This is a genomic window from Acinetobacter sp. AR_0276 (assembly GCF_003000705.1).
In the GTDB taxonomy this organism is placed as follows: domain Bacteria; phylum Pseudomonadota; class Gammaproteobacteria; order Pseudomonadales; family Moraxellaceae; genus Acinetobacter; species Acinetobacter nosocomialis.
Genome location: NZ_PSQO01000004.1, coordinates 1,260,543 through 1,285,755 on the forward strand (window position 1 = coordinate 1,260,543; position 25,213 = coordinate 1,285,755).

The window sequence follows — 25,213 nt, forward strand, 5'->3', positions numbered from 1 at the left end:
TTCCCCAATCTTTCCTAAAGGTATAAGATTTTTTAATTATTTATATTATTAGTGTAATCATATTCACCATATTCTGTAAACATAAATTACATTGTGTTTTATTATGTAACTTATTAAATGAAAAATTTATAGATATTAGGATTTATAATGTTCGATATAATTATCATTGGCGCAGGTACTGCTGGTATTAGCGCATATAAAGAGGCTGTTAAACATACCAATAATATTTTAATTATCAATGATGGGCCATGGGATACAACTTGCGCACGTGTAGGGTGTATGCCAAGTAAAGTCCTCATCTCTACAGCAAATCGTATGCATGACCTCCAAAATGCTCAAGAAGTTGGGTTAAATGCTTCTGTAGACATTAATACTGATCAGGTTATGAAACATGTAAGAAACTTACGTGACCGTTTTACAAAGGCGACTCTCAAAGATGTAGACCAATGGCCAACTGAACATAAAATTTCAGGTAAAGCCCATTTTATTGATTCAGAAACTATTGAAGTAAATGGGAAACAATATCAATCAAAAAGCTTTATTCTGGCAGTTGGTTCTACTCCTAATTATGATCAAACATGGAAACAAGAATTAGGTGATCGCCTTATTACCACAGACCAAATATTTGAATTAGATACTCTACCTAAGTCTCTTGCCGTTATTGGAAGTGGAGTAATTGCTCTTGAGATCGCACAAGCTATGCATCGATTAGGCGTGGAAACAACTATATTTGCTCGTAGTAAAAGAATTGGAATATTTACTAGCTCTAAATTACAGCAACTTGCTCAAGAAGAGCTAAGCAAAGAATTAAACTTTTTATTTGAGACATTACCAGCCGAAGTTAAGTCTACTTCTGGTGGCGTTATATTAAATTATAGAATCAATGGAGAAGAAAAGTCTCTTCAAGCTGAGTATGTGCTATCCGCGACAGGCCGTTCAAGCTTATTAGATAACTTAAAACTAGAGAATATTGATAAATCATTTCAGGATATTAAGTTATTGCCTATAAATGCGAAAACAAAACAGCTAGATAACTATCCAATTTTTATTGCTGGGGACGCTTATACTTCAACGCCATTACAGCATGAAGCTGCACATGAAGGTAAAAAAGTTGTTTATAACTGTTTGAATTATCCACAGATTAATTCAGTTAAGACTCTTACTCCATTAAGCATAGTATTTAGTCATCCAGAAATGGCAATTGTGGGACAAAGTTATAAACAACTAAAAGACAATGGAATAGATTTTGTCACAGGTGAAGCATCTTACGAAAGACAAGGAAGAGCTATTGTTCTTGGAAAGAATAAAGGAGCTATTGAAGTTTATATAGAGCGAAAAAGCCATAAACTACTTGGTGCCGAGTTATTTACTGAGGCGACAGAACATATGGCTTATCTCTTAAGTTGGATCATTGGTGAAGAATTAACTTTAAATGATATTTTAGAGAAACCTTTTTATCATCCCACTCTTGAAGAAGGTCTACGCACTGCCCTTAAACATGCACGTAGGCAATTAAAATAATTATTCTTTGAAGGTTTTTCTTAATTAAAGTTAACTCTCTATAACTCTGAAATAGAGTAACTGTATAAATCTGATTTTTAGTTATGTGTTTTCACTTTATTTCGCGCAATAAAAAACACCCCCAATTTTAGTTGGGGGTGTTTAGAATAATGAGCTGGCGATGACTTACTCTCACATGGGTAACCCCACACTACCATCAGCGCTAAGAGGTTTCACTTCTGAGTTCGGGAAGGGATCAGGTGGTTCACTCTTGCTATGGTCGCCAGCACAACTGTTTATGGATACTTGCTTTGGTCTTATTGTTTGCCGAAGCGTTTTCCAAATCTTTACAGACTGGGCTGATTGAATCTGACTATGTTCATTTTATCTAGTGGAATAACTAAATCAAGTTTGTTTGTAGATTTATGAATCGATTGATGCTTTGTATACAACTGCTTGGGTGTTGTATAGTCAAGCCTCACGAGCAATTAGTATTGGTCAGCTTCACATATCACTATGCTTCCACATCCAACCTATCAACGTCCTAGTCTCGAACGGCTCTTTAGAGGAATAAATTCCTAGGGAAATCTTATCTTGAGGTAGGCTTCCCGCTTAGATGCTTTCAGCGGTTATCCCTTCCGAACATAGCTACCCGGCGATGCGACTGGCGTCACAACCGGTACACCAGAGGTTCGTCCACTCTGGTCCTCTCGTACTAGGAGCAGATCCTCTCAAATTTCCAGCGCCCACGGTAGATAGGGACCGAACTGTCTCACGACGTTCTAAACCCAGCTCGCGTACCTCTTTAAATGGCGAACAGCCATACCCTTGGGACCTGCTTCAGCCCCAGGATGAGATGAGCCGACATCGAGGTGCCAAACACCGCCGTCGATATGAACTCTTGGGCGGTATCAGCCTGTTATCCCCAGAGTACCTTTTATCCGTTGAGCGATGGCCCTTCCATACAGAACCACCGGATCACTAAGACCTACTTTCGTACCTGCTCGACTTGTGGGTCTCGCAGTTAAGCGCGCTTTTGCCTTTATACTCTACGCGTGATTTCCGACCACGCTGAGCGCACCTTCGTACTCCTCCGTTACTCTTTAGGAGGAGACCGCCCCAGTCAAACTACCCACCAGACACGGTCCTCGTCCCGGATAACGGGACAGAGTTAGAACCTCAACATTACCAGGGTGGTATTTCAAGGACGGCTCCATTGGAACTAGCGTTCCAACTTCAAAGCCTCCCACCTATCCTACACAAGTAAGGTCAAAGTTCAGTGTCAAGCTGCAGTAAAGGTTCACGGGGTCTTTCCGTCTAGCCGCGGGTACACTGCATCTTCACAGCGATTTCGATTTCACTGAGCCTCTGCTGGAGACAGCGCCGCCATCATTATGCCATTCGTGCAGGTCGGAACTTACCCGACAAGGAATTTCGCTACCTTAGGACCGTTATAGTTACGGCCGCCGTTTACTGGGGCTTCGATCAAGAGCTTCGCTTACGCTAACCCCATCAATTAACCTTCCAGCACCGGGCAGGCATCACACCCTATACGTCCACTTTCGTGTTTGCAGAGTGCTATGTTTTTAATAAACAGTTGCAGCGGCCTGGTTTCTGCGGCTGTCATCAGCTCAGGAAGCAAGTTCCATCACCAACAACAGCGTACCTTCTCCCGAAGTTACGGTACCATTTTGCCTAGTTCCTTCAGCAGAGTTCTCTCAAGCGCCTTGGTCTACTCGACCTGACCACCTGTGTCGGTTTCGGGTACGATTCCTGTGTAACTGAAGCTTAGAGACTTTTCCTGGAAGCATGGTATCAGCCACTTCGCTGTACAAGTACAGCTTGCTATCGGATCTCAGTATAGAGTACCCCGGATTTGCCTAAGATACATACCTACATCCTTCCACCTGGACAACCAACGCCAGGCTGACTTAACCTTCTCCGTCCTCTCATCGCATTACACAGAAGTATTGGAATATTAACCAATTTCCCATCGACTACGCCTTTCGGCCTCGCCTTAGGGGTCGACTCACCCAGCCCCGATTAACGTTGGACTGGAACCCTTGGTCTTTCGGCGAACGGGTTTTTCACCCGTTTTGTCGTTACTCACGTCAGCATTCGCACTTCTGATACCTCCAGCATACTTCTCAATACACCTTCATCGGCTTACAGAACGCTCCCCTACCACTTGACTAATGTCAAATCCGCAGCTTCGGCACATAGTTTTAGCCCCGTTACATCTTCCGCGCAGGCCGACTCGACTAGTGAGCTATTACGCTTTCTTTAAAGGGTGGCTGCTTCTAAGCCAACCTCCTAGCTGTCTATGCCTTCCCACATCGTTTCCCACTTAACTATGATTTTGGGGCCTTAGCTGGCGGTCTGGATTGTTTTCCTCTTGACTACGGACGTTAGCACCCGCAGTCTGTCTCCCGGATAGTACTCATAGGTATTCGGAGTTTGCATCGGTTTGGTAAGTCGGGATGACCCCCTAGCCGAAACAGTGCTCTACCCCCTATGGTATTCGTCCGAGGCGCTACCTAAATAGCTTTCGGGGAGAACCAGCTATCACCAGGCTTGATTAGCCTTTCACCCCTATCCACAAGTCATCCCCTGGCTTTTCAACGACAGTGGGTTCGGTCCTCCAGTTAGTGTTACCCAACCTTCAACCTGCTCATGGATAGATCGCCTGGTTTCGGGTCTATACCCAGCAACTAAACGCCCTATTAAGACTCGATTTCTCTACGGCTCCCCTATACGGTTAACCTCGCTACTGAATATAAGTCGCTGACCCATTATACAAAAGGTACGCAGTCACACCACGAAGGTGCTCCCACTGCTTGTATGCATGCGGTTTCAGGATCTATTTCACTCCCCTCACAGGGGTTCTTTTCGCCTTTCCCTCACGGTACTGGTTCACTATCGGTCAGTCAGGAGTATTTAGCCTTGGAGGATGGTCCCCCCATATTCAGACAAGGTTTCACGTGCCTCGCCCTACTCGTCATCATTATGTGTGCCCTTTCGTGTACGGGAATATCACCCTCTACGTTCGCACTTCCCAGAGCGTTCCACTAAAACACACATAACTTAATGGGCTGATCCCCGTTCGCTCGCCGCTACTGAGGGAATCTCAATTGATTTCTTTTCCTAAGGGTACTGAGATGTTTCACTTCCCCTCGTTCGCCTTGCAACACTATGTATTCATGTTGCAATACCTACCTTAAAGTAGGTGGGTTCCCCCATTCAGACATCTCCGGATCAAAGGATATTTGCCGCCTCCCCGGAGCTTTTCGCAGGCTATCACGTCTTTCATCGCCTCTGACTGCCAAGGCATCCACCACATGCACTTAATTACTTGACTATACAACCCCAAACAGTCGACGTTACCTACAAGTTAGTAACTTCAACATTTCAGTTTAGAGCACTGTGTATTTAAACACTGTACAGCTTCAATCTAAATTCATATACCAAAACGCTTGATTCAGTTAATTTGCTAGTTCTCAATTAACTCCAAGATCAGAATTACTTCATCTCTCTTTGTTATTGAGTGAACAATTTATTTCAGACTCAATTTTGCCAATCTGTTAATGAATAAACATGCCTTCGTCAGGTCATGCTTAATACCGTGATACTTAAATCACAGAAGTTAATAAACCAAGACCGAAATCTCTATTTACTAATTTCTGTAATCCGAACTTATCTTAAGTTCTGGTGGAGACTAGGAGAGTCGAACTCCTGACCTCCTGCGTGCAAAGCAGGCGCTCTACCAACTAAGCTAAGTCCCCAGCTTACATCATCAGTCATGTATCTTTTATCTATAACTTTAACCAGTCAAAGTCATGGTGGGTCTGACAAGACTTGAACTTGTGACCCCACGCTTATCAAGCGTGTGCTCTAACCAACTGAGCTACAGACCCTCAGATACATCTATGAAGAACAACTTGTTGTGGATTCTTACCAATCGTCAATCTTTCGTTAAGGAGGTGATCCAGCCGCAGGTTCCCCTACGGCTACCTTGTTACGACTTCACCCCAGTCATCGGCCACACCGTGGTAACCGCCCTCTTTGCAGTTAGGCTAGCTACTTCTGGTGCAACAAACTCCCATGGTGTGACGGGCGGTGTGTACAAGGCCCGGGAACGTATTCACCGCGGCATTCTGATCCGCGATTACTAGCGATTCCGACTTCATGGAGTCGAGTTGCAGACTCCAATCCGGACTACGATCGGCTTTTTGAGATTAGCATCACATCGCTGTGTAGCAACCCTTTGTACCGACCATTGTAGCACGTGTGTAGCCCTGGCCGTAAGGGCCATGATGACTTGACGTCGTCCCCGCCTTCCTCCAGTTTGTCACTGGCAGTATCCTTAAAGTTCCCGACATTACTCGCTGGCAAATAAGGAAAAGGGTTGCGCTCGTTGCGGGACTTAACCCAACATCTCACGACACGAGCTGACGACAGCCATGCAGCACCTGTATGTAAGTTCCCGAAGGCACCAATCCATCTCTGGAAAGTTCTTACTATGTCAAGGCCAGGTAAGGTTCTTCGCGTTGCATCGAATTAAACCACATGCTCCACCGCTTGTGCGGGCCCCCGTCAATTCATTTGAGTTTTAGTCTTGCGACCGTACTCCCCAGGCGGTCTACTTATCGCGTTAGCTGCGCCACTAAAGCCTCAAAGGCCCCAACGGCTAGTAGACATCGTTTACGGCATGGACTACCAGGGTATCTAATCCTGTTTGCTCCCCATGCTTTCGCACCTCAGCGTCAGTGTTAGGCCAGATGGCTGCCTTCGCCATCGGTATTCCTCCAGATCTCTACGCATTTCACCGCTACACCTGGAATTCTACCATCCTCTCCCACACTCTAGCTAACCAGTATCGAATGCAATTCCCAAGTTAAGCTCGGGGATTTCACATTTGACTTAATTAGCCGCCTACGCGCGCTTTACGCCCAGTAAATCCGATTAACGCTTGCACCCTCTGTATTACCGCGGCTGCTGGCACAGAGTTAGCCGGTGCTTATTCTGCGAGTAACGTCCACTATCTCTAGGTATTATCTAAAGTAGCCTCCTCCTCGCTTAAAGTGCTTTACAACCATAAGGCCTTCTTCACACACGCGGCATGGCTGGATCAGGCTTGCGCCCATTGTCCAATATTCCCCACTGCTGCCTCCCGTAGGAGTCTGGGCCGTGTCTCAGTCCCAGTGTGGCGGATCATCCTCTCAGACCCGCTACAGATCGTCGCCTTGGTAGGCCTTTACCCCACCAACTAGCTAATCCGACTTAGGCTCATCTATTAGCGCAAGGTCCGAAGATCCCCTGCTTTCTCCCGTAGGACGTATGCGGTATTAGCATCCCTTTCGAGATGTTGTCCCCCACTAATAGGCAGATTCCTAAGCATTACTCACCCGTCCGCCGCTAGGTCCAGTAGCAAGCTACCTTCCCCCGCTCGACTTGCATGTGTTAAGCCTGCCGCCAGCGTTCAATCTGAGCCATGATCAAACTCTTCAGTTAAAATCATTTTGCACCTTATTTATAGACAAGGTGCCAATTCTGGCTCATCAATTACTGACTTAAATTTCGCTTAAATAAACTTCGAGTAATTTAAACCAATCAATCAATGAAAATTATTTCGATTAATCAATCAGTAAAAATCCACACAAGTTGTTCTTCAATTCTCTTAATGATCTTCTTCCTGGTTCGTCACCAGCAAGCTAGGTCGGCTATATTACTCTTAATCTCTTAAAAGTCAACAGGTAATTTCGATATTTTTAAAACTTATTTCTCAAACCAACTTAACATTAAATTCATCACTTAAAGCAATCAACTTAATCTCAAGTAACTGTTTTTCAACAAGTTTCTATCTGCATCACCGCCGATGGATGTGCATTATAGACCATTAACTTACCTTTGCAATACCTTTTTAACATCCTACGCATCAACCGATCATTTTTTAGGCTTTTTAGTCAAAATTAGATGAGATATTAAACTTTTTTTAGTTAATCAACTTCATGTAGAATAGATTATTCGTGCAATTGATTTGGCATTAACTCACCATGTGGCACTCCGCTAAGAAAGTATTATTCTGCATACTTGTAGTGTTTGCTACGAGTGGGCCTGCGTATGCCAATTCAAAACATAATTTCTATGTGCTGACTTTATCTATTTTAAGTTATAGCAAATGGGAGAATGTAAGCACTCCTACTCTTTGTGTAATTGATAATGCTTCAATTACTTCTACTTTTCAGTCTTATATTCAGCAATTATCTTATAACTATCGTGTACAAACGGTTAATGCTAAAGATTTTCCTAAGTCGCATTGCCAAGCTGTTTATTTCTCTACAACCTCTCCTCAGCAGCAACAAAATTTAATTCAAAATTATCCATATCGTTCTTTGCTTTCTTTAAGTATTAATAATCCAGAATGTGAAGTTGGTAGTATCTTTTGCTTATATGACCAAAATAATTACACCACTTTTAAAGTTAACTTAGATGCATTAAGCCACTCCAAGGTCCATATTGATCCAAGGGTATTACTCTTGGCTAAGAATGCGGAGTAAGGGCTATGATATCCAAGTTGTATCAGTCCACTTCTCTACATGCTCTTTTTAGAAAGTCTCAATTTACGATTTTTGCTATTACTTTTTTTATTTGTTCTTTTACCTTTGTATCTATTTCCGTTTTTACTATGGAAACTTATGCAAAGCAGAATTTGCAGTTACTCAGCCATACGCTTCTAGAGCGTATTCAGCCAGCTGTCGTATTTAATGACAAGATCACGATAGAACAGATTTTAAATGAATATACAAATGATCATTCTATTCGAGCAATTCATATTTATGATTCTGAACATCATTTAATTGCACAAAGCTTTAAATTGTCGAGTCAAACTTCAGTTTTAGAAGGATGGTTTGATCACTGGTTTTTAAATGAGCCGGTACATTTAACAATTTATCATCACCAGCAGAATGTAGGTGAACTCACACTTTTTGGTAGCTCTGAAAAAATATTGCAATTTTTAAAGATGATTATGGTCGGTCTTGCGATTGCAATGCTATTTATTGTTTGTGCTTTATGGTGGTCAGTGAATTTGACTTATCGTCAAATTATGCAAGCGATTTATCCACTCACAAATATTGCTCAAATCGTAAGTGAACAAAAAGCTTATAACCTTCGTTTTCCTTATAACCGAATTAAAGAGTTTCAAGATCAGAGGTGGTCCCACATGTTTGAACAACTAAAAGCTTATTTATAAGTGATACTCTGCTCTAGTTAAGCTACCTTATTTTGTTGTGGTAGCTGGTCATAGTAAAACTCATCTGGAGTCATTTTGTCCAGACTCGAATGAGGTCGTTTCAAATTATAAAATTCAAAATATGCGTTTAATTGCTTCTTCGCATCCAAAACATTGCTGTAGGCTTTGAGATACACCTCTTCATATTTAACGCTCCGCCATAATCGTTCAACCATCACATTATCAACCCATCGACCTTTACCATCCATACTGATTTGAATGCCATTTGATTTCAATACATCAATAAATGCATCACTGGTAAACTGACTGCCTTGGTCTGTATTAAATATTTCAGGTCGACCATATTTTTCAATAGCTTCATTTAATGTTTCTATGCAAAATGTAACCTCCATACTAATCGATACTCTATGCGCAAGTACCTTGCGGCTATGCCAATCAATCACAGCACATAAATAAACAAAGCCTTTTGCCATAGGGATATACGTTATATCCGTAGACCACACTTGATTACTGCGCTGAATAGCCAATCCTTTGAGCAGATATGGATATTTGCGGTGAGCTTGATTAGCCTGGCTTAAATTTGGTTTGCAATATAACGCATTAATGCCCATTTTCTTCATTAAAGTACGTGTATGACGTCGTCCTATATGATGTCCTTGACGATTCAACAAATCACGCATCATACGGCTACCTGCAAAAGGGTATTGCATATGTAACTCATCCATACAGCGCATCAGCTTCAGATCTGATGCACTCACAGGTTTTGGGCGATAGTAATAACAACCACGGGAGACTTTCAGCAGCTGAGCTTGCTTAGATACTGAAATCTGAAGTGAGTCATCGATTAACTTTTGTGGTTGAAGCGGCCCAGTTTCTTCAACACACCTTCTAAAAAATCAATTTCTAATGCCTGCTCACCGATTTTTGCATGTAGTTTTTTTAGATCGATGGGTGGTTCTGTTGGAGCTTTTGATTGATCGAAAGCTTGCGAGGAAGCTGAAATCAGTTGATTTTTCCAGTCGATAATTTGGTTTTGATGAACATCAAATTCAGCACTCAATTCAGCAAGTGTTTTTTCTGCTTTAATCGCAGCAAGTGCTACCTTAGCTTTAAAATCATTTGAATGATTTCTTCTTGGTCTACGTGCCATAAAATACTCCATATATTGATGTTTATAACATCATTTGGGGAGCAAAATATCACTTATAAGTGTTGTTCAAATTTCCTGATCCACCTCTATCTAAATACCGTATTTAATGAGTTACTTGAAGAAATTCAGATTTGGGATAATCAACTGCAAAAGGAAAATCGTAAATTATCTTTTCAAGCCCATCATGACCAGCTTACTTTATTACCGAATAGACATTATTTTTATCAAATATTGTTAGATATGTTTGAAGATAAGGATTTTGACAACAAGTCGGCCTTATTGTTCATAGATAACAACAACTTTAAATCAATTAATGATCAGTTCGGACACTTAGCTGGTGATGAAGTTTTGAAAGAGATGGCGAAAAGGTTACAAACGCGCTTACGTCATCAAGACTTTATTGCCCGTTTAGGCGGAGATGAATTTGCGGTTATTTTGCATTCCATTACGCATGCTGATCATTTAATATCTATTGCTGAAAATTTACTCGAAAGCTGTAAAGAACCTTTGCATCTAAATGATCAAACGATTTATTTCAGTTTTAGTGTAGGGATTGCTTTATCCCAATTTGCGTCTAGTCCAGAAGATTTTATTATGCAAGCAGATCAAGCGATGTATAAGGCTAAGACTTCTGAGCAACATTGGTTTATTTATAAACCAGAGAATTAAATTTAGGCTAATTTATGAATACAAGATCTTTGAAACTCTCCTTTATTGCATTGCTGTGCATTGTGCTTGCAGGCTGCTTGAGTTTTGGTCCTTTGAAATATCGTCAAGTAAAAATGCTAAAAAAAGAGGGTTTTGTACTTACTAATGAAGGTTGGACTCTAGGTTTACCAGAACGCTTATTATTTGATTTTAATGACGCAACATTAAAACAAAGTCATGAGGCAGAGCTCACACGTTTAGCAAATCAATTGAATAAATATGATTTGAATAAATTAAAAATTGTTGGTCACACTGACGATGTAGGTAATCCTGAATACAACCAAAAGTTATCTGAAGAACGCGCGCAAAGTGTTGCGAACCTTTTCTTGACTCACGGTTTTAAAAAGGAAAATATTTACGTTATTGGGCGTGGTTCAACTCAACCCTATGTACCGAATACAACCAATGAAAATCGGGCAATTAACCGTCGTGTTGCAATCGTTATTATTCCTTAGGTTTCTAATTATAAAAAAGCCAATCCTTTGTGATTGGCTTTTTTATTTTATACAAGCTCAATAATATCAATAGTAGGCGGCACCCGAAATCTTAATGGTATTCCAACCATACCCGTTCCTACGGTGACGAAAACATCAGCATGTTCATGTGAATAAAAGCCACGTTTATGACCTAAGATTGATACTTTTTTCATAATATAGTTGGTTACCCAAGGAAGTTCGACCTGTCCCCCATGAGTATGTCCAGATAACATTAAGGGGCGATTAGGTAATTTGGGAACCATATCTACAGTATCGGGGTTATGGGACAAAATTAACCAAGGCTTATCTTGAGGTAAGTCTGGCATTGAACGCATATCGGTTTTCCCAGCCCAAAGATCACCAATACCAATTAAACGAAATTCATCAAATTCAACAATTTTCCCTTCAATATCCATAACTTCATTGTAGTGAAGCGCATCTTTTAATAGTTGTTGAATAGGAGGCCCTGGATATTGTTCATCATGATTTCCAGGAACAGAATACACAGGGGCCTGAATATCTTTGAGTACACTCAATTCTTGCACCAACTTATCTTCTGGCTCATAAGTCCAGTCTCCTGCCACAACCACTAAGTCTGGCTGTTGCTCATTGAGTTTTTTCACAATGATTTTGAGTTGTCGCTCATGGCCAGAAAATAAACCTATATGTAAATCGGCAATTAAAGCAACTTTTACAGGCTTATTAAAACGGCGGTCTGGATTCAAACGATACTGATGAACATCGACTCGTACCATATGTGGTTCTATAAAACGCGCATAAATGAGAATACCGCTTAATAAAAATATAAAAATAGTCTGATGAATTGAGTAATACCCCATCCAACCTGCATATAAATTAAAGAACCAAAGTGGAATAAGAAGATAAGATAGATAAAAAGCAAGTAAGTGAACAAAAGCTTTAAATGGATGAATCGTCTCGGTACGCGATTGATGAACCCAAGCTTCGACAATTCCCCATAAGGCAAGTATTGAAAAAATAAAGTAAAAACAAAAGATGATTGAATTTGGGTTCCACATTACGATTCTCGACTTATCTTATATTGATTGCTAGTAATCAAATTCAATATTTATCTTTCAATATGCACGAATTATACTCTAGCTCACCTTATCGTATGTATTGATTATGGCACAATCCTTTCATTCCAAACAGCTTCAAACTCATCAACAGGCTAAAGGCTTTTTGATCAAAGCTTCTTTAATTGTCTGTTCAAGTTTTGCTGTAACTTTGACAGGTTGTAGCACGCTACCTAAACATCGGGTTGAACCAGTTCAATACGCGCGTGATATCGATACATCTCAAACTTCACTTGCAAAAATTATTACACCTTTACGTGAGCAAAATCCAAATTTAACGGGTTACCACATTTTAAATGATCCGTTAGAAGCTCTCGCAGCTCGTTTAAGGTTGATTGATAAAGCCGAGAAGACTTTAGACTTACAGTACTATATTTGGGATAACGATAAGGTCGGTGCTTTAGCTTTACATGCCATTATTCGTGCTGCCGATCGTGGCGTTAAAGTGCGTTTATTGATTGATGATAATAATGCTAAAAAGATGGAAGGTGTTTTACTGGCCCTTTCTCAGCATAAAAATATTGAAGTTAAATTATTTAACCCATACCGTTTTCGTAAATACCGTGCGATGGATATGCTATTAGACTTAAAGCGTATCAATCATCGTATGCATAATAAGAGTTTTATTGCCGATAATCAGGTTGCGCTTATTGGTGGGCGTAATATGACAAATCAGTATTATAACGTTAGTGATAGTTATCAATTCTCTGATGTCGATGTCATGTTAGTCGGTGCTGCTGTTGATGATATCGTAAATTCTTTTGATGACTACTGGAATCATGAATATGCATACTCAGTCCAGAGTATTGTCAGTGCTCAACAACACCGTTTACGATATGAAAGTTTGAAAGAACAACTAGATGCTCACTATCAACAAGCCACTGTTCAAAACTTTCTCAATTTAACGTCTAGATCGCATGCTTTTGATAAATGGTTAGACCATAACATTCAGTTTGACTGGGTGAAGGCAGAGGTTGTAAAAGACTCCCCTGATAAAATTAAGTCAAAAGCAAAAAAAGAAGAGCATTTGAATTTCCAATTGATTAATCATTTGGAAAAACCAGAAAGCAATGTTGATTTGATTTCTGCTTATTTTATTCCTGAAAAGCAAGGCGCTAAAATTTTAAGTACCCTCGCCAAAGAAGGGGTAGAAGTTCGTGTTTTAACAAATTCATTTAAAGCCAATGATGTTGCTGTGGTTCATGCATTTTATGGTCGATACCGAAAAGAGCTTTTGAAAAACGGCGTACAACTTTATGAGTTTTTACCAACTCCAGATAAACGTAATTTAAATAAAAATACGGATGAGTTGGCAACCAAAGCAAAAGTAAACATGAAAGGTTTAAGTCGCTCAAGTTTACATACTAAACTCATGGCATTAGATGAACAGGTTTTTATTGGATCATTTAATTTTGACCCACGTTCAGCCTATTTAAATACTGAAATTGGTGTAATTTTAGATAGCCCATCACTGGCTAAAACAATTCACCATACGATGGATGAAAATTTAAATAAGTATGCTTATAAATTAAAACTAGATCCGAATAATAATATTTATTGGCAACAAGAAACCTCAAAAGGCCCTGTCATTTATAAAAAAGAGCCAGAAATGAAATGGTGGCAAAAGGCAGGCATGAAGTTTCTTTCATGGCTGCCTCTCGAAGGTTTTATGTAATTAACTTTTTGGCTTAAGTACTTTTTGATGTAATTGAGCCAAACCTTCTACCATTTTTTGTTGGACTTCTTGAGTTAAACTTTTTACATCATGTCCTTCTACCGAGATAGGAGGCAATGTTAATAAATGAGCCGTTACTTTCGGCATTTCTAGCACACGCTGAATATGCTCAACAAAAGACATCTCCCCAATAAATGGTGCAACGGTATCTAATTCGCCATGACGATTTACATAACAGATTAAACATACCTGTACCGGACGCTCTGCTTCAATAGCAGCTCCAAGTAAACGACCATGAACTTTTTTAACAGAATGACCATCTGTAGTAGTCGCTTCTGGGAAGAATAAAACTGGAATATTTTGTTTTAAGAATCCAGCAATTTGCTCTCTAATTCTAATAGAGTCACCAGACCCACGCTTAATAAATAAAGTGCCACCGCCTTTTGCTAAGTTGCCAAGAATAGGCCAATTTTCTATTTCGGCCTTCGCTAAAAAGAATACACGCGCACCTGAACCTAAAACAGCAATATCAAGCCAAGATATATGATTACTTACCCATAAAGCCGGTTCTCTCGGAATGGTGCCATGCACTTGAACATCGAGGTTAAAGACTTTACATAAACGGCGGCAAAAATATTGGACGTATCGTGTGTTAACAGGGTTATTTGGATCTTTATAAAGTCCATGACGATAAACTAAGTAAAAACCTTCACTGATTGCCGCTGTCGCTGAAGTAACTTTTTTTCCGTACAAACCTATTTTTGAAAATTTCTTTAATGTTGAATTCACTATACTTTGCGTTTGAGCCATAAAATTTCACTAACGATCAATCATTGTTATACCCATCTCGAGCCATTCTATACGTTTCGGAATAAACTTGCATCGCTATGCGATAGAAGCAAATAAAAAATAAAATGTATGTAAATAATCTAAAGGATAAGAGCAAACCCTTTCCCCTTTTACTCAAGTTTCCACTAGAATAAAGTTTTAGCCTTTTCAGGATTTATAACCACGTGGAATATGTTGATCGGCATCAAGGCGGTGAACGCACAATATTAGTGAGTGTGTCTGTACAATTATTAGATGATCTGGATGCCGAAGAGTTTGCTCTACTTGCACAGTCTGCTGGTGCAGATATTCTTGAACACATTAAAGTGCAACGTAATAAGCCAAATCCTAAGTTTTTTATTGGTTCCGGTAAAGTCGATGAAATTGCAGAACAAGTTCGTGATTTAGAAGCAGGACTGGTTATTTTTGATCATGCTTTAACACCTGCTCAAGAACGAAATTTAGAAAGAATATTAAAATGCCGAGTCATTGACCGTACTGGTTTAATTCTAGATATTTTTGCGCTGCGTGCCCGCACCCATGAGGGTAAATTACAAGTCGAGCTTGCTCAGCTTAAACATTTATCAACTCGCCTGATTCGTGGTTGGTCTGCTGACTTTGAACAACAAAAAGGTGGTATTGGCTTACGTGGTCCCGGTGAAACCCAACTCGAAACAGACCGTCGCCTCATTCGTGTGCGTATTACACAATTAAAAGATAAGTTAGATAAAGTTCATCAAACTCGTATACAAGGGCGGGCGGCAAGACAAAAAGCTTCAATCCCAACCGTATCCTTGGTAGGTTACACCAATGCGGGTAAATCCACATTATTTAATATTTTAGCAAAAAGCGATGTGTATGCAGCCGACCAACTGTTTGCAACTCTTGATCCAACCTTACGTCGTTTAGAATGGGATGGTATTGGTACTGTTGTTCTTGCAGATACTGTAGGTTTTGTGCGAAACCTACAACATGATCTAGTTGAATCTTTTAAAGCAACTTTAGAAGAAACGCTTGAAGCCACCCTACTTTTACATGTCATTGACAGTAGTAGCCATGACATGCTTGATCAGATTGAAGCTGTTGAAGGGGTTTTAAAAGAAATTGGAGCAGATTCACCTGTCCTTCGTGTATACAACAAAATCGATTTAAGTGGTGAAGAGGCTAAAATTATTTATTCACAGCCTCATGTTCCTGATCGTGTGTATGTTTCAGCACATTCAGGTTTAGGGCTAGATTTACTACGTCAAGCAGTCCAAGAATGTTTAATGGGGCAACTTCAACAATTCTCATTAAAACTTAAACCTGCTTATGGCAAATTGCGTACCCAGCTTTATGCTTTAAATGTGATCGAATCTGAACATTATGATGATGAAGGAATTTTACATATTGATATACGAATTGCACCTCATAAGCTTGAGCAGTTAATTCGTCAAGCCAAACTCCCTATCGACGAGATATTAGGTGAACGGGCGAGTCAGTTTAAAAGACCATTGGAAGAGTTTGAAATCAAGCACTAGATCAGTTAAAACTTGATAAGTACACTTTTAGAGATAAAAAATATGGATAAGATCAAAAGTATAGATTGGGCAGCATGGGTAGGAACTTTTCTACTTATTATCGGTTTCCGTGAAGGCTCAGTCGTCGTTATGCGTGCTTTTGGTCATCCAGAATTAGGTAACTTAGTTGGTTTAATTAGTTTACTCATCATCTTACTCATTTGGCGCAAGTTTAAGAAAATCCCCTTAAGACTAGTCGACACCAATAATAAAATTATGAAAGAAAGTGGTTTTGCTTTTTTACCCATTTGTGCAGGTTCATTAATTATGTTGGTGCATATGGGTAAAGAAATTCCTTTGTTTCTCTTTGTATTAGTGGTGAGCACCCTTATACCCTTGTGGGTCTATGCAAAAATGGCCAAACATTGGTTATAAGGAGAATAAAATGTTTATGATTTTATATGGATTTTTGATTACGCTAGTTGGCTATCTTTGTGCAAAACCTTTAAACCGTCGTTTCCCTCAAGTGCCTCTTTTAGTTTTTGGTATGTTCATTGTGATTGGTTTATTATCAATCTTGAAAGTTCCTTATGAAGAATACCGTATTTACGTAAATGATTTATTTAGCCATTTATTAGGATATGTCACAGTTGCTTTAGCTATACCATTAGCTGCGATGCGTTATGACGACTTACCTCTTAAATCGGTTATTGGCATTTTATGCTTTGCAAGTATTAGTGCTGTTGCTTTACCAATGGGACTCGCTTATTTATTGCATATGTCTGAGCCTACTATTTTGGCTTTTGCTACACGCGCTGTAACTACACCTATTGCTTTAAATATCGCGACTTTATTACATGCTCCAGAAACTTTAGTCACTCTGATCGTGATTTTATCTGGCGTTATTGGTGCAGCATTTTCACCATTTTTACTTAAGCATATTCATGATGAAAGAGCATCAGGTTTAGCTCTAGGCTTAGCTGCCCATGCAATTGGAACTGCTCAAGCTTGGCAGCGTGGCCCTGTTGCGGGTCGTTATGCTGCATTTGGTATGGCCTTAAATGGGGTATTTACTGCAATCTGGCTACCCACCTTCATGTTATCTTTTGGAATACATTGATTAAAAAGTAGTTTAAATAAACATTGAACCCGTTATTAATTAGAAATAAGATGGACTTTCAAATCTAAAAGGATTTTTGATTATGGGGAAATTTTTTGTTGGAGCTTTGCTCCTATTGGGAATGAATACTGCTACTTTTGCAGCCGATATTACCGGTCTTTGGCAAACAATTGACGATAAAACTGGCACACCTAAGGCTCACGTAGAAATACGTAAAGAGGCGAATGGTACGTATGCAGGAAAAGTTGTAAAAATCACACCGCGTCCGGGTTATACACCAAAAGAAATTTGTGATAACTGTCCAGCGCCTTATACCAATAAACATATTGTAGGTTTGGATATTGCGACTGGCTTAAAACAAGTTGATAGTACAACCTATACCGGAGGAAAAATTCTAGATCCAAATACTGGTAAAGTTTACGGATTAAAAGCCAAACTCAGTGCAAATGGTAACCGTCTACATATGCGCGGCTATCTTGGAGTTTCTGCTTTAGGCCGCAATCAAATCTGGATTCGACTAGAATAATTTTCGAAAATAAAAAAGCCGCTTATGCGGCTTTTTTATTACATCACAGGGTTAACTACTGAAAATATTTGCTGATCTTCAAGACGGTAAGCAATTAAGTTCTTACCCCACACACAACCACCATCAACATTTTGAATATGATCACTAATAGTTCTGCCTTCTAAAGCCGCCCAATGTCCAAAAAATATTTGATGTGTTTGTGCAGCTTTACTTGGAAATTCAAACCAAGGTAAATAACCTTCCGGCATTGGTGCATCTAAAGTATCTTTAAAACTAAATTCCAAAGTACCTTCTGCATTGGTCAAACGCATACGTGTTAAATAATTGGTAATGCAGCGTAGACGGTCATTACCAGTTAAGTCATCTGTCCAAAGATCCGGTTTCGAACCATACATTTCAGCCAAAAAAGCATCTAGCACAGACAGATCATCATCTGATAATACCGCTTCAACTTCTTTCGCTACCGCAGCCGTTTTTGATGCACTCCAAATACAAGGTATACCTGCATGCGTTAGCACAGTTTGTTCATTTGGAAATAAACATAATGGTTGTTTACGCAGCCAGTCGATGAGTTCATCACCATCCACAGCATCAATAACGTCCTGCGTACGATCTTTTTCTTTAATTTCTTTAAGACCACGAGCACAAGCAATGAGTGTTAAGTCATGATTACCCAATACTGTAGCGGCAGCCCCTCGATCGGCTAGTTTCTTAATGAAACGCAGTGCACCTACCGAGTTCTCCCCACGTGCAACCAAATCACCAGCAAACCAAATAAAATCCTGATCAGGATCAAAACGCATTTCTTTTAGTAATGCTTTAAGTGCTTCAAAACAACCTTGCACATCTCCAATTACATAGTTATAACGCTTGGTCATTTATGCCACCATTTGATCTGCCAAAGCTACGAACTCAGCAAGTGTCAAAGTTTCTGGACGAGCCATTGGATCGACTCCTGCTTTTTCGAAGCCATCTTCAGCTAACATACCTTTAAGACTGTTTCTTAGAGTTTTACGACGTTGAGTAAATACGTGTGCAACCAAACGAGCTAAAGCTTTCTCATCTTTCGCAACAATCGGTTTTTGTTCGTAAGGAACTAAACGGAATACAGCACTGGTCACTTTTGGTGGCGGATTAAATGCGCCGGCAGGTACTTCAAATAAAAAGGTAGGCTGACAATAATATTGAATCATTACCGATAAACGACCATATTCTTTTGTATTTGGTTCAGCAGTAATACGTTCTACCACTTCTTTTTGCAACATGAAATGCATGTCTTTAACTTGACTACCAAATTCCAAGAGATGAAAAAGTAATGGTGTAGAAATGTTATAAGGCAAATTACCAACAACGCGTAATGGGCGGCCATCTTTTACAAGTTGGCTAAAATCATATTTTAATGCATCAGCTTCTACGATAGTTAAACGTTCTGGATGTGGTACACGTTCTGGTAAGCCTGCTGCTAAGTCACGGTCTAGCTCGACTACAGTTAAAGCCTCACACTCTCCAATTAAAGGAGAGGTTAAAGCAGCCAAACCTGGACCAATTTCAACAATATTGTCCCCTGGACGCGGATTAACAGAGCGTACAATTTTGGCAATGACTCGCTGATCATGTAAGAAGTTTTGACCAAAACGTTTACGAGCTTTATGCCCTTCATCTTTCGGGTTTAGGGCATTAATTTGATACATAGAACATTTCCAACATGAAAAATTTAACTCGCTGCCAACGATAAAGCTAAATCGACAGCGACATTTAAACTTGAGCTTTTTGCCAAACCTGTCCCAGCTAAAGACAGAGCAGTACCATGATCGACTGAAGTTCGAATAAACGGTAAGCCCAATGTGATATTAATTGCTTCACCAAAACCTTGTGATTTTAGCACAGGTAAACCTTGATCATGGTACATGGCAAGAACAGCATCGGTATTTTTAAGGTGATCAGGAGTGAATAAAGTATCTGCTGGCATACTTAAACTGATTTTAATGCCTTGAGAGCGGTAAGTTTCAAGAACCGGATTAATCGTATCAATCTCTTCATGCCCCAAGTATCCATCTTCACCTGCATGAGGGTTTAATCCACACACTAATACTCTTGGATCATTAATTTTAAACTTGGTTTTTAAGTCATGAAGTAAAATGTCTATCACTTGATGTAAGCGTTGTTTGGTAATTGCATCGGCTACCTCTCTTAAAGGCAAATGTGTAGTCGCTAAAGCTACCCGCAAGGTTTTTGTTGCGAGCATCATGACCACACGCTCTACACCAGCGAACTCTTGATAATATTCAGTGTGGCCACTAAATAAAATACCTGCATCATTAATGACCGATTTTTGTACCGGCGCAGTCGCCACACCTACACTTTTACCTGACATTGCATAATCAGCTGAGCGACGTAATTGTTCTAATACATAAGCTGCATTAGCTGGGTTTAATTGGCCATCGATGACTTCTGTTTTTAACGCGACGTGCTCTATATAAAGTTCGCCTTGCAAACATGATTCAGCTTGCCCTGTATACTCTAAAAACTTAATGTCCATGCCTAGCTTTTGAGCACGTTGTTGCAATAAATTTCGGTCAGCCAAAACAACAATCGGACGCTCATCAATGCGTTCCGCCAGACTTAAGCAAATATCTGGACCAATACCAGCAGGCTCACCGGAAGTGATATATAAAGGCAGCACAATCACCCCAGACATATAACAAGAATTTGTTTCATTTTAACATATCTGCCATTCATCAGTTTATGTATTAAATTATCTAACTTAAACTGGATTTTTCTTGTGACTTTGAACAAACTCGTTTAGAATGCTCGCTCCTTTTGTTTGGACAGATTCCATAGTCCAAACCAACTATAATAGGTAGTGGTTTAATGAAAACTCTCAGCGCTAAGCCAGCTGAAGTTCAACATGACTGGTATGTTGTTGATGCTTCTGGCAAAACTTTAGGTCGCCTTGCGACTGAAATCGCTCGTCGTTTACGCGGTAAGCATAAAACTTCTTATACTCCTCACGTTGACACTGGCGATTACATCGTTGTGATTAATGCTGAACAAATTCAAGTGACTGGTAACAAATCACTTGATAAGAAATATTATCGCCATACTGGTTTCCCTGGTGGTATCCGTGAGACTAACTTCGAGAAGTTAATTGCTCACAAACCTGAAGCTGTTCTTGAAAAAGCGGTTAAAGGCATGTTACCAAAAGGTCCTCTTGGTTATGCAATGATCAAAAAAATGAAAGTGTACGCTGGTACTGAGCATCCTCATGCTGCTCAACAGCCACAAGTTTTGGACATCTAAGGGATACAGCACATGGCTACTAATTATGGTACAGGTCGCCGTAAGACCGCAACTGCACGTGTTTTCTTGTCAGCTGGTACAGGTAAACTCGTTATTAACAACCGTACTTTAGAGCAATATTTCGGTCGTGAAACTGCTCGTATGGTTGTTCGTCAACCTTTAGAACTTTTAGAAGTTACTGAAAAGTTTGACCTTTACATCACTGTTAAAGGTGGTGGTATCGGTGGTCAAGCTGGCGCGATCCGTCACGGTATTACTCGTGCGCTTATCGCTGCTGACGAAACTTTAAAACCTGTTCTACGTCAAGCTGGTTTCGTTACTCGTGATGCTCGTGAAGTTGAGCGTAAGAAACTTGGTTTACGTAAAGCTCGTAAACGTCCTCAATTCTCTAAACGTTAATTCGTTTACCGAATCGGACAAAAAGCCTTGGTTATCCCAAGGCTTTTTTATTGCTTATTCATTTTAAGCATGAGCGAAACAGATAAATATATGAAACTCTATCTATGGCACCGTGATTTCCACTCATATTTTTAGTATTCTAACCGATTCACACAACCATACCTTGTGATATGTCGGTCGAAAACACTTCAATTCAGGGAATTACCCTTTACAGCCATGCTGATGATTTCCGTTCTCACTGGATCCGTTTTTTATTGGCAGAAAAGCAAATTAAATATCAATTGATCGTAACTGATCATGAAGATGAGGATTTAGCGAGTCTAAACCCTTATAACCAATTACCAATGCTACTTGAGCAAAACCTCAAATTATTTTCCGCTCCAATTATTGCTGAATATCTCGATGACCGATATCGTCAGAGCAAGCTTTACGCTGATGCTCCTATGGCACGTGCAGAACAACGGCAATACATTTGGCGCCTTGAAAATGATTGGTTTAAATTGGCCGATCATATGCTCAAACATGCAGATACTTTAAATGTAGAACAAAAGCAAAAAGCGCAAAAAGAATTACGTGATACCTTAATTTCTCTTACTCCCCTATTTCAGCATTTCCCTTATTTTATGTCCGAAAATTTTTCAATTTTGGATTGTATGCTCGCCCCAATTTTTGTGCGGCTTAATAGCATGGGAATTGATTTACCAAAGCAGCAGTGTCGGCCTATATTTTTGTACTGTAAACGTATCTTTAGCCGCCCTTCTTTTGTTAAATCAATGACGCCCCAAGAGAAAACCCGTTACAATGAACAATTAAATATGGAATAGTGTGATATGTCTGAGCAAACTATTGAATTAACCCCTACACGTCCTTATCTTGCTCGCGCAATCTATGAATGGATTTGCGACAATCAACTCACCCCTTATTTACTCGTTGATGCAACACAACCACATACGGATGTACCACAACAATTTGTGAAAGATGGCCAAATTGTTTTAAATATTGTGCCCCATGCTGTACATCAACTGCTTATTAGCAATGATGCCGTAACCTTTTCAGCACGTTTTGGCGGTGTTTCTAAAGATATTTATGTCCCTATCCAAGCTGTTTTGGGTATATATGCACGCGAAAATGGACAAGGTTTATTCTTTGATCCAGAAGAATATGCCAATGTAGCGCCTGTAGAAAATACGCTAGACTCTGAAGCACAAGAAACAAGTGAACCAACCAAGAAAAAGCCAACATTAAGAATTTTAGATTAATTTTAGAGGAATAAAGTATGGCATTTGATTTAGTCCAATACTTTGCTGAGCAAATAAAAATTCAAAAGCCTCAGCTTTTAAATCAATATCCAACCAATGAGAAAAATAAGCTGATTGATGAAGTGAATGTGCTCACTCTTGGAAAGTTAATTAGCTTATGGCGTCAAGACGACAATAAAATTTATAATGAAATCAAAACAGCCGATCCATTATATATTCAAGAAATAGCGCGTCATTTAACAACTTCTAAGCACAATCAGTCGATTTTAAAAAATGCCGAACTTGAGCAAAGTATTTCAGAAATTTTGACCTTACAGCTAACTGAGCTTAATCAACTTGATGAAACTGGAGGTTTCGGACAGAACGGTTTAAAAGAGCTCATTTTAGGGCAAGTTGAACATTTATCAGGACAGGCTGAGGATTGGGTTTGGTCAACAAACCACCTAACAGAGCTGATTGGTTCTAAACCTGTTGAACAAGAAGAGCTATCATTGGATGCAACAATGAAGGAGTTCAACCAAATGGTTCACCAAGCCCAACCGCATCATGAAGAATTACACATCGAAGAGCAACCTATCGAAATTTTTATTCCGGCATGGTCAAAAGTTATCGCACCTCTTGTTGCTTTAGCTATTTTAGGTTACCTATATTGTATTTATACACATCTTATTTAATTTTATTATAATTATTTAAAAGAGGAACTTATAGTTCCTCTTTTTCTATTTAAATAAACATAATTTATCAATAAATATTCTTTTAACATTCTATTACAATTATTAAAATTAATAATAGAAATTATATAATGCAAACATGAGCACAGTATTAAATATTTAATGTAAAAACAATCTTATAATATTTTTTATAAGATGACATTTTTGGTCACTTATTTACTAAAACAACAATTTTGAAATTTATTTGATTTATTGACTTCAACTTGAGTAAAAATATAATGATTTTTAACTACTTTTAAGGAAAAAGTAGTAATTATAACTTTATAATCCTGAGAGATAAAAAAATGGCTAAACTTTCTTTAGATAGCTTAACTGAAATTGATGGTTTTATTGCATCTGCACTTGTTGATTCAGAAAGTGGTTTATCACTTGCTACACAAGGCGGTGGGGATATTGATTTAGAGCTGGCAGCTGCTGGAAACACAGAAGTCATTCGCGCAAAACGAAATGTAGCTAACGCATTAAAATTAAATGACAATATTGAAGATATTTTAATTACATTAGGGAAGGCTTATCACTTAATTCGTCCTTTAGAAAGTAATAATAATTTATTCCTTTATTTAGTACTTGATCGCGCCAAGTCGAATTTAGCCATGGCTCGTCATGAGTTAAAGTCCTTTGAAAAAGAGCTCGATTTTAGTTAATTAATTTAAGCTGTGCTCTTTATACTTAATATAAAGAGCACATATAACATTACAATATTACTTAATAAAAATTTAAAATGATACTATGGATAGCCATTGCATAAATATTGCAGTTTCTGGTTTAAGCTTAAAAGTTTCAGACGAATTAAAAATCTTAATCCGTGATTTGATATCTAATCAATATGGAATTAACTGGGTTAACATTTCTAGTAATCAGATTGATTTATTAATTATTAATGAAAACTTTTTTGATGCAGACAATATTCAAAATATTCTTAATAAGAAAAAATTTCCTTATTTAAAAATTACAAAAACACCTTTAGAAAATGGAGGCACTATACACGAACATACCTTACACTACCCTTTAGAAAAAACAGAACATCTCCGTTCATGGTTACAAGCAAATGTATTATCTCTTTTAAAACATACTGATGTTCGTTCCAACTCAACTTTATTAAATGAAATATCTATCATAGATGAGCAATTTATAAAAAATTTGCATAGCTCTGAAAATATTAAATTACATTTATTTGATGACAAGGGTACCTTGGCAATTATTGATAATAGAACTCAAATTGCTTGGTTAGAACCTTCTCGTCAAAAAACACAGACCAATATGAGTTTTAACTTTACCTTTGCAAAAACATCAGACTTTACTAAGGTTTCTCGTAAAAAGGATTATTACTTACAGGATTGGTTGTGGAATTTAATTTGGTGTTCAAAAGAATTTGAGAATTTAGCGTCAGCTGATGGTTACTTTAAAATTAATCATTGGCCACAACCCTATCAAAAAGAATATAGAAAAGTAAGCCTACAGCTCTCTGCCTGTTTTATTCAGGGAGCAAAAGTCACTGAAGTAGCTAAACAACTCAACCAACCTATCGATGTTGTTCTACGTTTTATTACAGCATGTTTAATGGCAAATAATGGGCAATATGTTTCCGCGAATAAGTGTTTTTACACGCCACAGACTCATTCAGAAAACTTAAATACAGAAAGTCATTTTTTAAAAAATTTTATAGGGAAAATTCGACGCCGTTTTGGCTTTTAAG

The 25,213-nt window shown here is 39.0% G+C and carries 21 protein-coding genes, 2 tRNA genes, 3 rRNA genes and 2 pseudogenes; 17 read left to right on the forward strand and 11 right to left on the reverse strand.

Translation table 11 applies throughout. The features are described 5' to 3' along the window. Window positions 1–147 precede the first annotated feature (147 nt). On the forward strand, window positions 148–1,521 hold the full coding sequence (locus CSB87_RS06770; RefSeq protein WP_106105055.1) for a dihydrolipoyl dehydrogenase: 1,374 nt from the start codon (window positions 148–150) through the stop codon (window positions 1,519–1,521). Window positions 1,522–1,673: 152 nt separating this feature from the next. On the opposite strand, the gene rrf is transcribed toward CSB87_RS06770, so the two are convergent. The 5 genes from rrf to CSB87_RS06795 all read right to left on the reverse strand — a co-directional run bounded on the left by rrf (window position 1,674) and on the right by CSB87_RS06795 (window position 7,011). Continuing rightward, window positions 1,674–1,788, reverse strand: a 5S ribosomal RNA gene (gene rrf, locus CSB87_RS06775). Between the two features lie 179 nt (window positions 1,789–1,967). Continuing rightward, a 23S ribosomal RNA gene (locus tag CSB87_RS06780) occupies window positions 1,968–4,858 on the reverse strand. A gap of 348 nt (window positions 4,859–5,206) precedes the next feature. After that, window positions 5,207–5,282, reverse strand: a tRNA-Ala gene (locus CSB87_RS06785). Window positions 5,283–5,337: 55 nt separating this feature from the next. Next, a tRNA-Ile gene (locus CSB87_RS06790) sits at window positions 5,338–5,414 on the reverse strand. A gap of 59 nt (window positions 5,415–5,473) precedes the next feature. Then, window positions 5,474–7,011, reverse strand: a 16S ribosomal RNA gene (locus tag CSB87_RS06795). Together the 16S, 23S and 5S rRNA genes with 2 tRNA genes alongside form the textbook arrangement of a ribosomal RNA operon. A gap of 542 nt (window positions 7,012–7,553) precedes the next feature. Here CSB87_RS06795 and CSB87_RS06800 point away from each other — a divergent pair. Both CSB87_RS06800 and CSB87_RS06805 read left to right on the forward strand, forming a co-directional pair. Then, entirely contained in the window at window positions 7,554–8,057 is a 504-nt protein-coding gene (locus CSB87_RS06800) for a YfiR family protein (RefSeq protein ID WP_004711910.1), read from the forward strand. Between the two features lie 5 nt (window positions 8,058–8,062). Then, window positions 8,063–8,707: pseudogene (locus tag CSB87_RS06805) on the forward strand (CHASE sensor domain-containing protein); the annotation flags it as partial. A 62-nt stretch (window positions 8,708–8,769) separates the two neighbouring features. On the opposite strand, the gene CSB87_RS06810 reads toward CSB87_RS06805, so the two are convergent. Next, window positions 8,770–9,902 (reverse strand): IS3 family transposase gene (locus tag CSB87_RS06810; protein WP_223235881.1). Its coding sequence is split into 2 segments (ribosomal slippage): window positions 8,770–9,650 and window positions 9,650–9,902, totalling 1,134 coding nucleotides; the frame shifts between segments, so codons are not numbered across the junction. Between the two features lie 90 nt (window positions 9,903–9,992). Between CSB87_RS06810 and CSB87_RS06815 the strand changes: the two are divergent. Both CSB87_RS06815 and CSB87_RS06820 read left to right on the forward strand, forming a co-directional pair. Then, a pseudogene (locus CSB87_RS06815) lies at window positions 9,993–10,571 on the forward strand (diguanylate cyclase domain-containing protein); the annotation flags it as partial. Window positions 10,572–10,585: 14 nt separating this feature from the next. Next, window positions 10,586–11,065 (forward strand): OmpA family protein, encoded by a 480-nt coding sequence (locus CSB87_RS06820; protein ID WP_031953731.1) that lies wholly within the window; start codon window positions 10,586–10,588, stop codon window positions 11,063–11,065. 47 nt (window positions 11,066–11,112) lie between these two features. Here CSB87_RS06820 and CSB87_RS06825 read toward each other — a convergent pair whose 3' ends face one another. Further along, a complete protein-coding gene (locus CSB87_RS06825; RefSeq protein WP_031953730.1) occupies window positions 11,113–12,123 on the reverse strand; it encodes a metallophosphoesterase in 1,011 nt (336 codons plus the stop codon). 106 nt (window positions 12,124–12,229) lie between these two features. Between CSB87_RS06825 and CSB87_RS06830 the strand changes: the two genes are divergently transcribed. Then, window positions 12,230–13,855 carry a phospholipase D family protein gene (locus CSB87_RS06830; RefSeq protein ID WP_016805434.1) on the forward strand — a complete coding sequence of 542 codons (1,626 nt, stop codon included), beginning with the start codon at window positions 12,230–12,232 and terminating at the stop codon, window positions 13,853–13,855. Here CSB87_RS06830 and CSB87_RS06835 read toward each other — a convergent pair whose 3' ends face one another. Then, entirely contained in the window at window positions 13,856–14,665 is an 810-nt protein-coding gene (locus CSB87_RS06835) for a lysophospholipid acyltransferase family protein (RefSeq protein ID WP_002048714.1), read from the reverse strand. 203 nt (window positions 14,666–14,868) lie between these two features. Here CSB87_RS06835 and hflX point away from each other — a divergent pair, with 203 nt between their 5' ends. The 4 genes from hflX to CSB87_RS06855 all read left to right on the forward strand — a co-directional run bounded on the left by hflX (window position 14,869) and on the right by CSB87_RS06855 (window position 17,828). Further along, window positions 14,869–16,203, forward strand: coding sequence for a ribosome rescue GTPase HflX (gene hflX / locus CSB87_RS06840; protein WP_002048698.1), 1,335 nt, complete (start codon window positions 14,869–14,871; stop codon window positions 16,201–16,203). A 42-nt stretch (window positions 16,204–16,245) separates the two neighbouring features. Continuing rightward, complete coding sequence (locus tag CSB87_RS06845) at window positions 16,246–16,617, forward strand: hypothetical protein (protein ID WP_002048719.1); 372 nt, start codon at window positions 16,246–16,248, stop codon at window positions 16,615–16,617. A gap of 10 nt (window positions 16,618–16,627) precedes the next feature. Then, a complete protein-coding gene (locus tag CSB87_RS06850; RefSeq protein ID WP_002048722.1) occupies window positions 16,628–17,302 on the forward strand; it encodes an LrgB family protein in 675 nt (224 codons plus the stop codon). An 82-nt stretch (window positions 17,303–17,384) separates the two neighbouring features. Beyond that, entirely contained in the window at window positions 17,385–17,828 is a 444-nt protein-coding gene (locus tag CSB87_RS06855; protein WP_002048729.1) for a DUF2147 domain-containing protein, read from the forward strand. A gap of 38 nt (window positions 17,829–17,866) precedes the next feature. On the opposite strand, the gene CSB87_RS06860 is transcribed toward CSB87_RS06855, so the two are convergent. The 3 genes from CSB87_RS06860 to pdxA are packed head-to-tail and all read right to left on the reverse strand — an operon-like array spanning window position 17,867 to window position 20,526. Further along, the gene (locus tag CSB87_RS06860) at window positions 17,867–18,706 is read right to left on the reverse strand and encodes a symmetrical bis(5'-nucleosyl)-tetraphosphatase (RefSeq protein WP_031953729.1); all 840 of its coding nucleotides are present in this window, start codon (window positions 18,704–18,706) and stop codon (window positions 17,867–17,869) included. Next, complete coding sequence (rsmA, locus tag CSB87_RS06865; protein ID WP_002048699.1) at window positions 18,707–19,519, reverse strand: 16S rRNA (adenine(1518)-N(6)/adenine(1519)-N(6))-dimethyltransferase RsmA; 813 nt, start codon at window positions 19,517–19,519, stop codon at window positions 18,707–18,709. 23 nt (window positions 19,520–19,542) lie between these two features. Next, complete coding sequence (gene pdxA, locus CSB87_RS06870; protein WP_004711896.1) at window positions 19,543–20,526, reverse strand: 4-hydroxythreonine-4-phosphate dehydrogenase PdxA; 984 nt, start codon at window positions 20,524–20,526, stop codon at window positions 19,543–19,545. 173 nt (window positions 20,527–20,699) lie between these two features. Here pdxA and rplM point away from each other — a divergent pair, with 173 nt between their 5' ends. From rplM to CSB87_RS06905, 7 genes are all read left to right on the forward strand, one after another. Continuing rightward, window positions 20,700–21,128, forward strand: coding sequence for a 50S ribosomal protein L13 (rplM, locus tag CSB87_RS06875; protein WP_002048731.1), 429 nt, complete (start codon window positions 20,700–20,702; stop codon window positions 21,126–21,128). A 12-nt stretch (window positions 21,129–21,140) separates the two neighbouring features. Then, window positions 21,141–21,527, forward strand: coding sequence for a 30S ribosomal protein S9 (rpsI, locus tag CSB87_RS06880; protein WP_002048725.1), 387 nt, complete (start codon window positions 21,141–21,143; stop codon window positions 21,525–21,527). Between the two features lie 170 nt (window positions 21,528–21,697). After that, on the forward strand, window positions 21,698–22,351 hold the full coding sequence (locus tag CSB87_RS06885) for a glutathione S-transferase N-terminal domain-containing protein (protein WP_002048702.1): 654 nt from the start codon (window positions 21,698–21,700) through the stop codon (window positions 22,349–22,351). A gap of 6 nt (window positions 22,352–22,357) precedes the next feature. Next, the gene (locus CSB87_RS06890; protein ID WP_004711892.1) at window positions 22,358–22,786 is read left to right on the forward strand and encodes a ClpXP protease specificity-enhancing factor; all 429 of its coding nucleotides are present in this window, start codon (window positions 22,358–22,360) and stop codon (window positions 22,784–22,786) included. 17 nt (window positions 22,787–22,803) lie between these two features. Further along, window positions 22,804–23,460: a hypothetical protein gene (locus CSB87_RS06895; protein WP_031953728.1), complete on the forward strand. Its 657-nt coding sequence runs from the start codon at window positions 22,804–22,806 to the stop codon at window positions 23,458–23,460. 341 nt (window positions 23,461–23,801) lie between these two features. Beyond that, a complete protein-coding gene (locus CSB87_RS06900; protein WP_001096608.1) occupies window positions 23,802–24,161 on the forward strand; it encodes a hypothetical protein in 360 nt (119 codons plus the stop codon). Window positions 24,162–24,246: 85 nt separating this feature from the next. Continuing rightward, a complete protein-coding gene (locus CSB87_RS06905; protein ID WP_000377059.1) occupies window positions 24,247–25,212 on the forward strand; it encodes a hypothetical protein in 966 nt (321 codons plus the stop codon). The last annotated feature ends 1 nt before the right edge of the window (window position 25,213 follow it).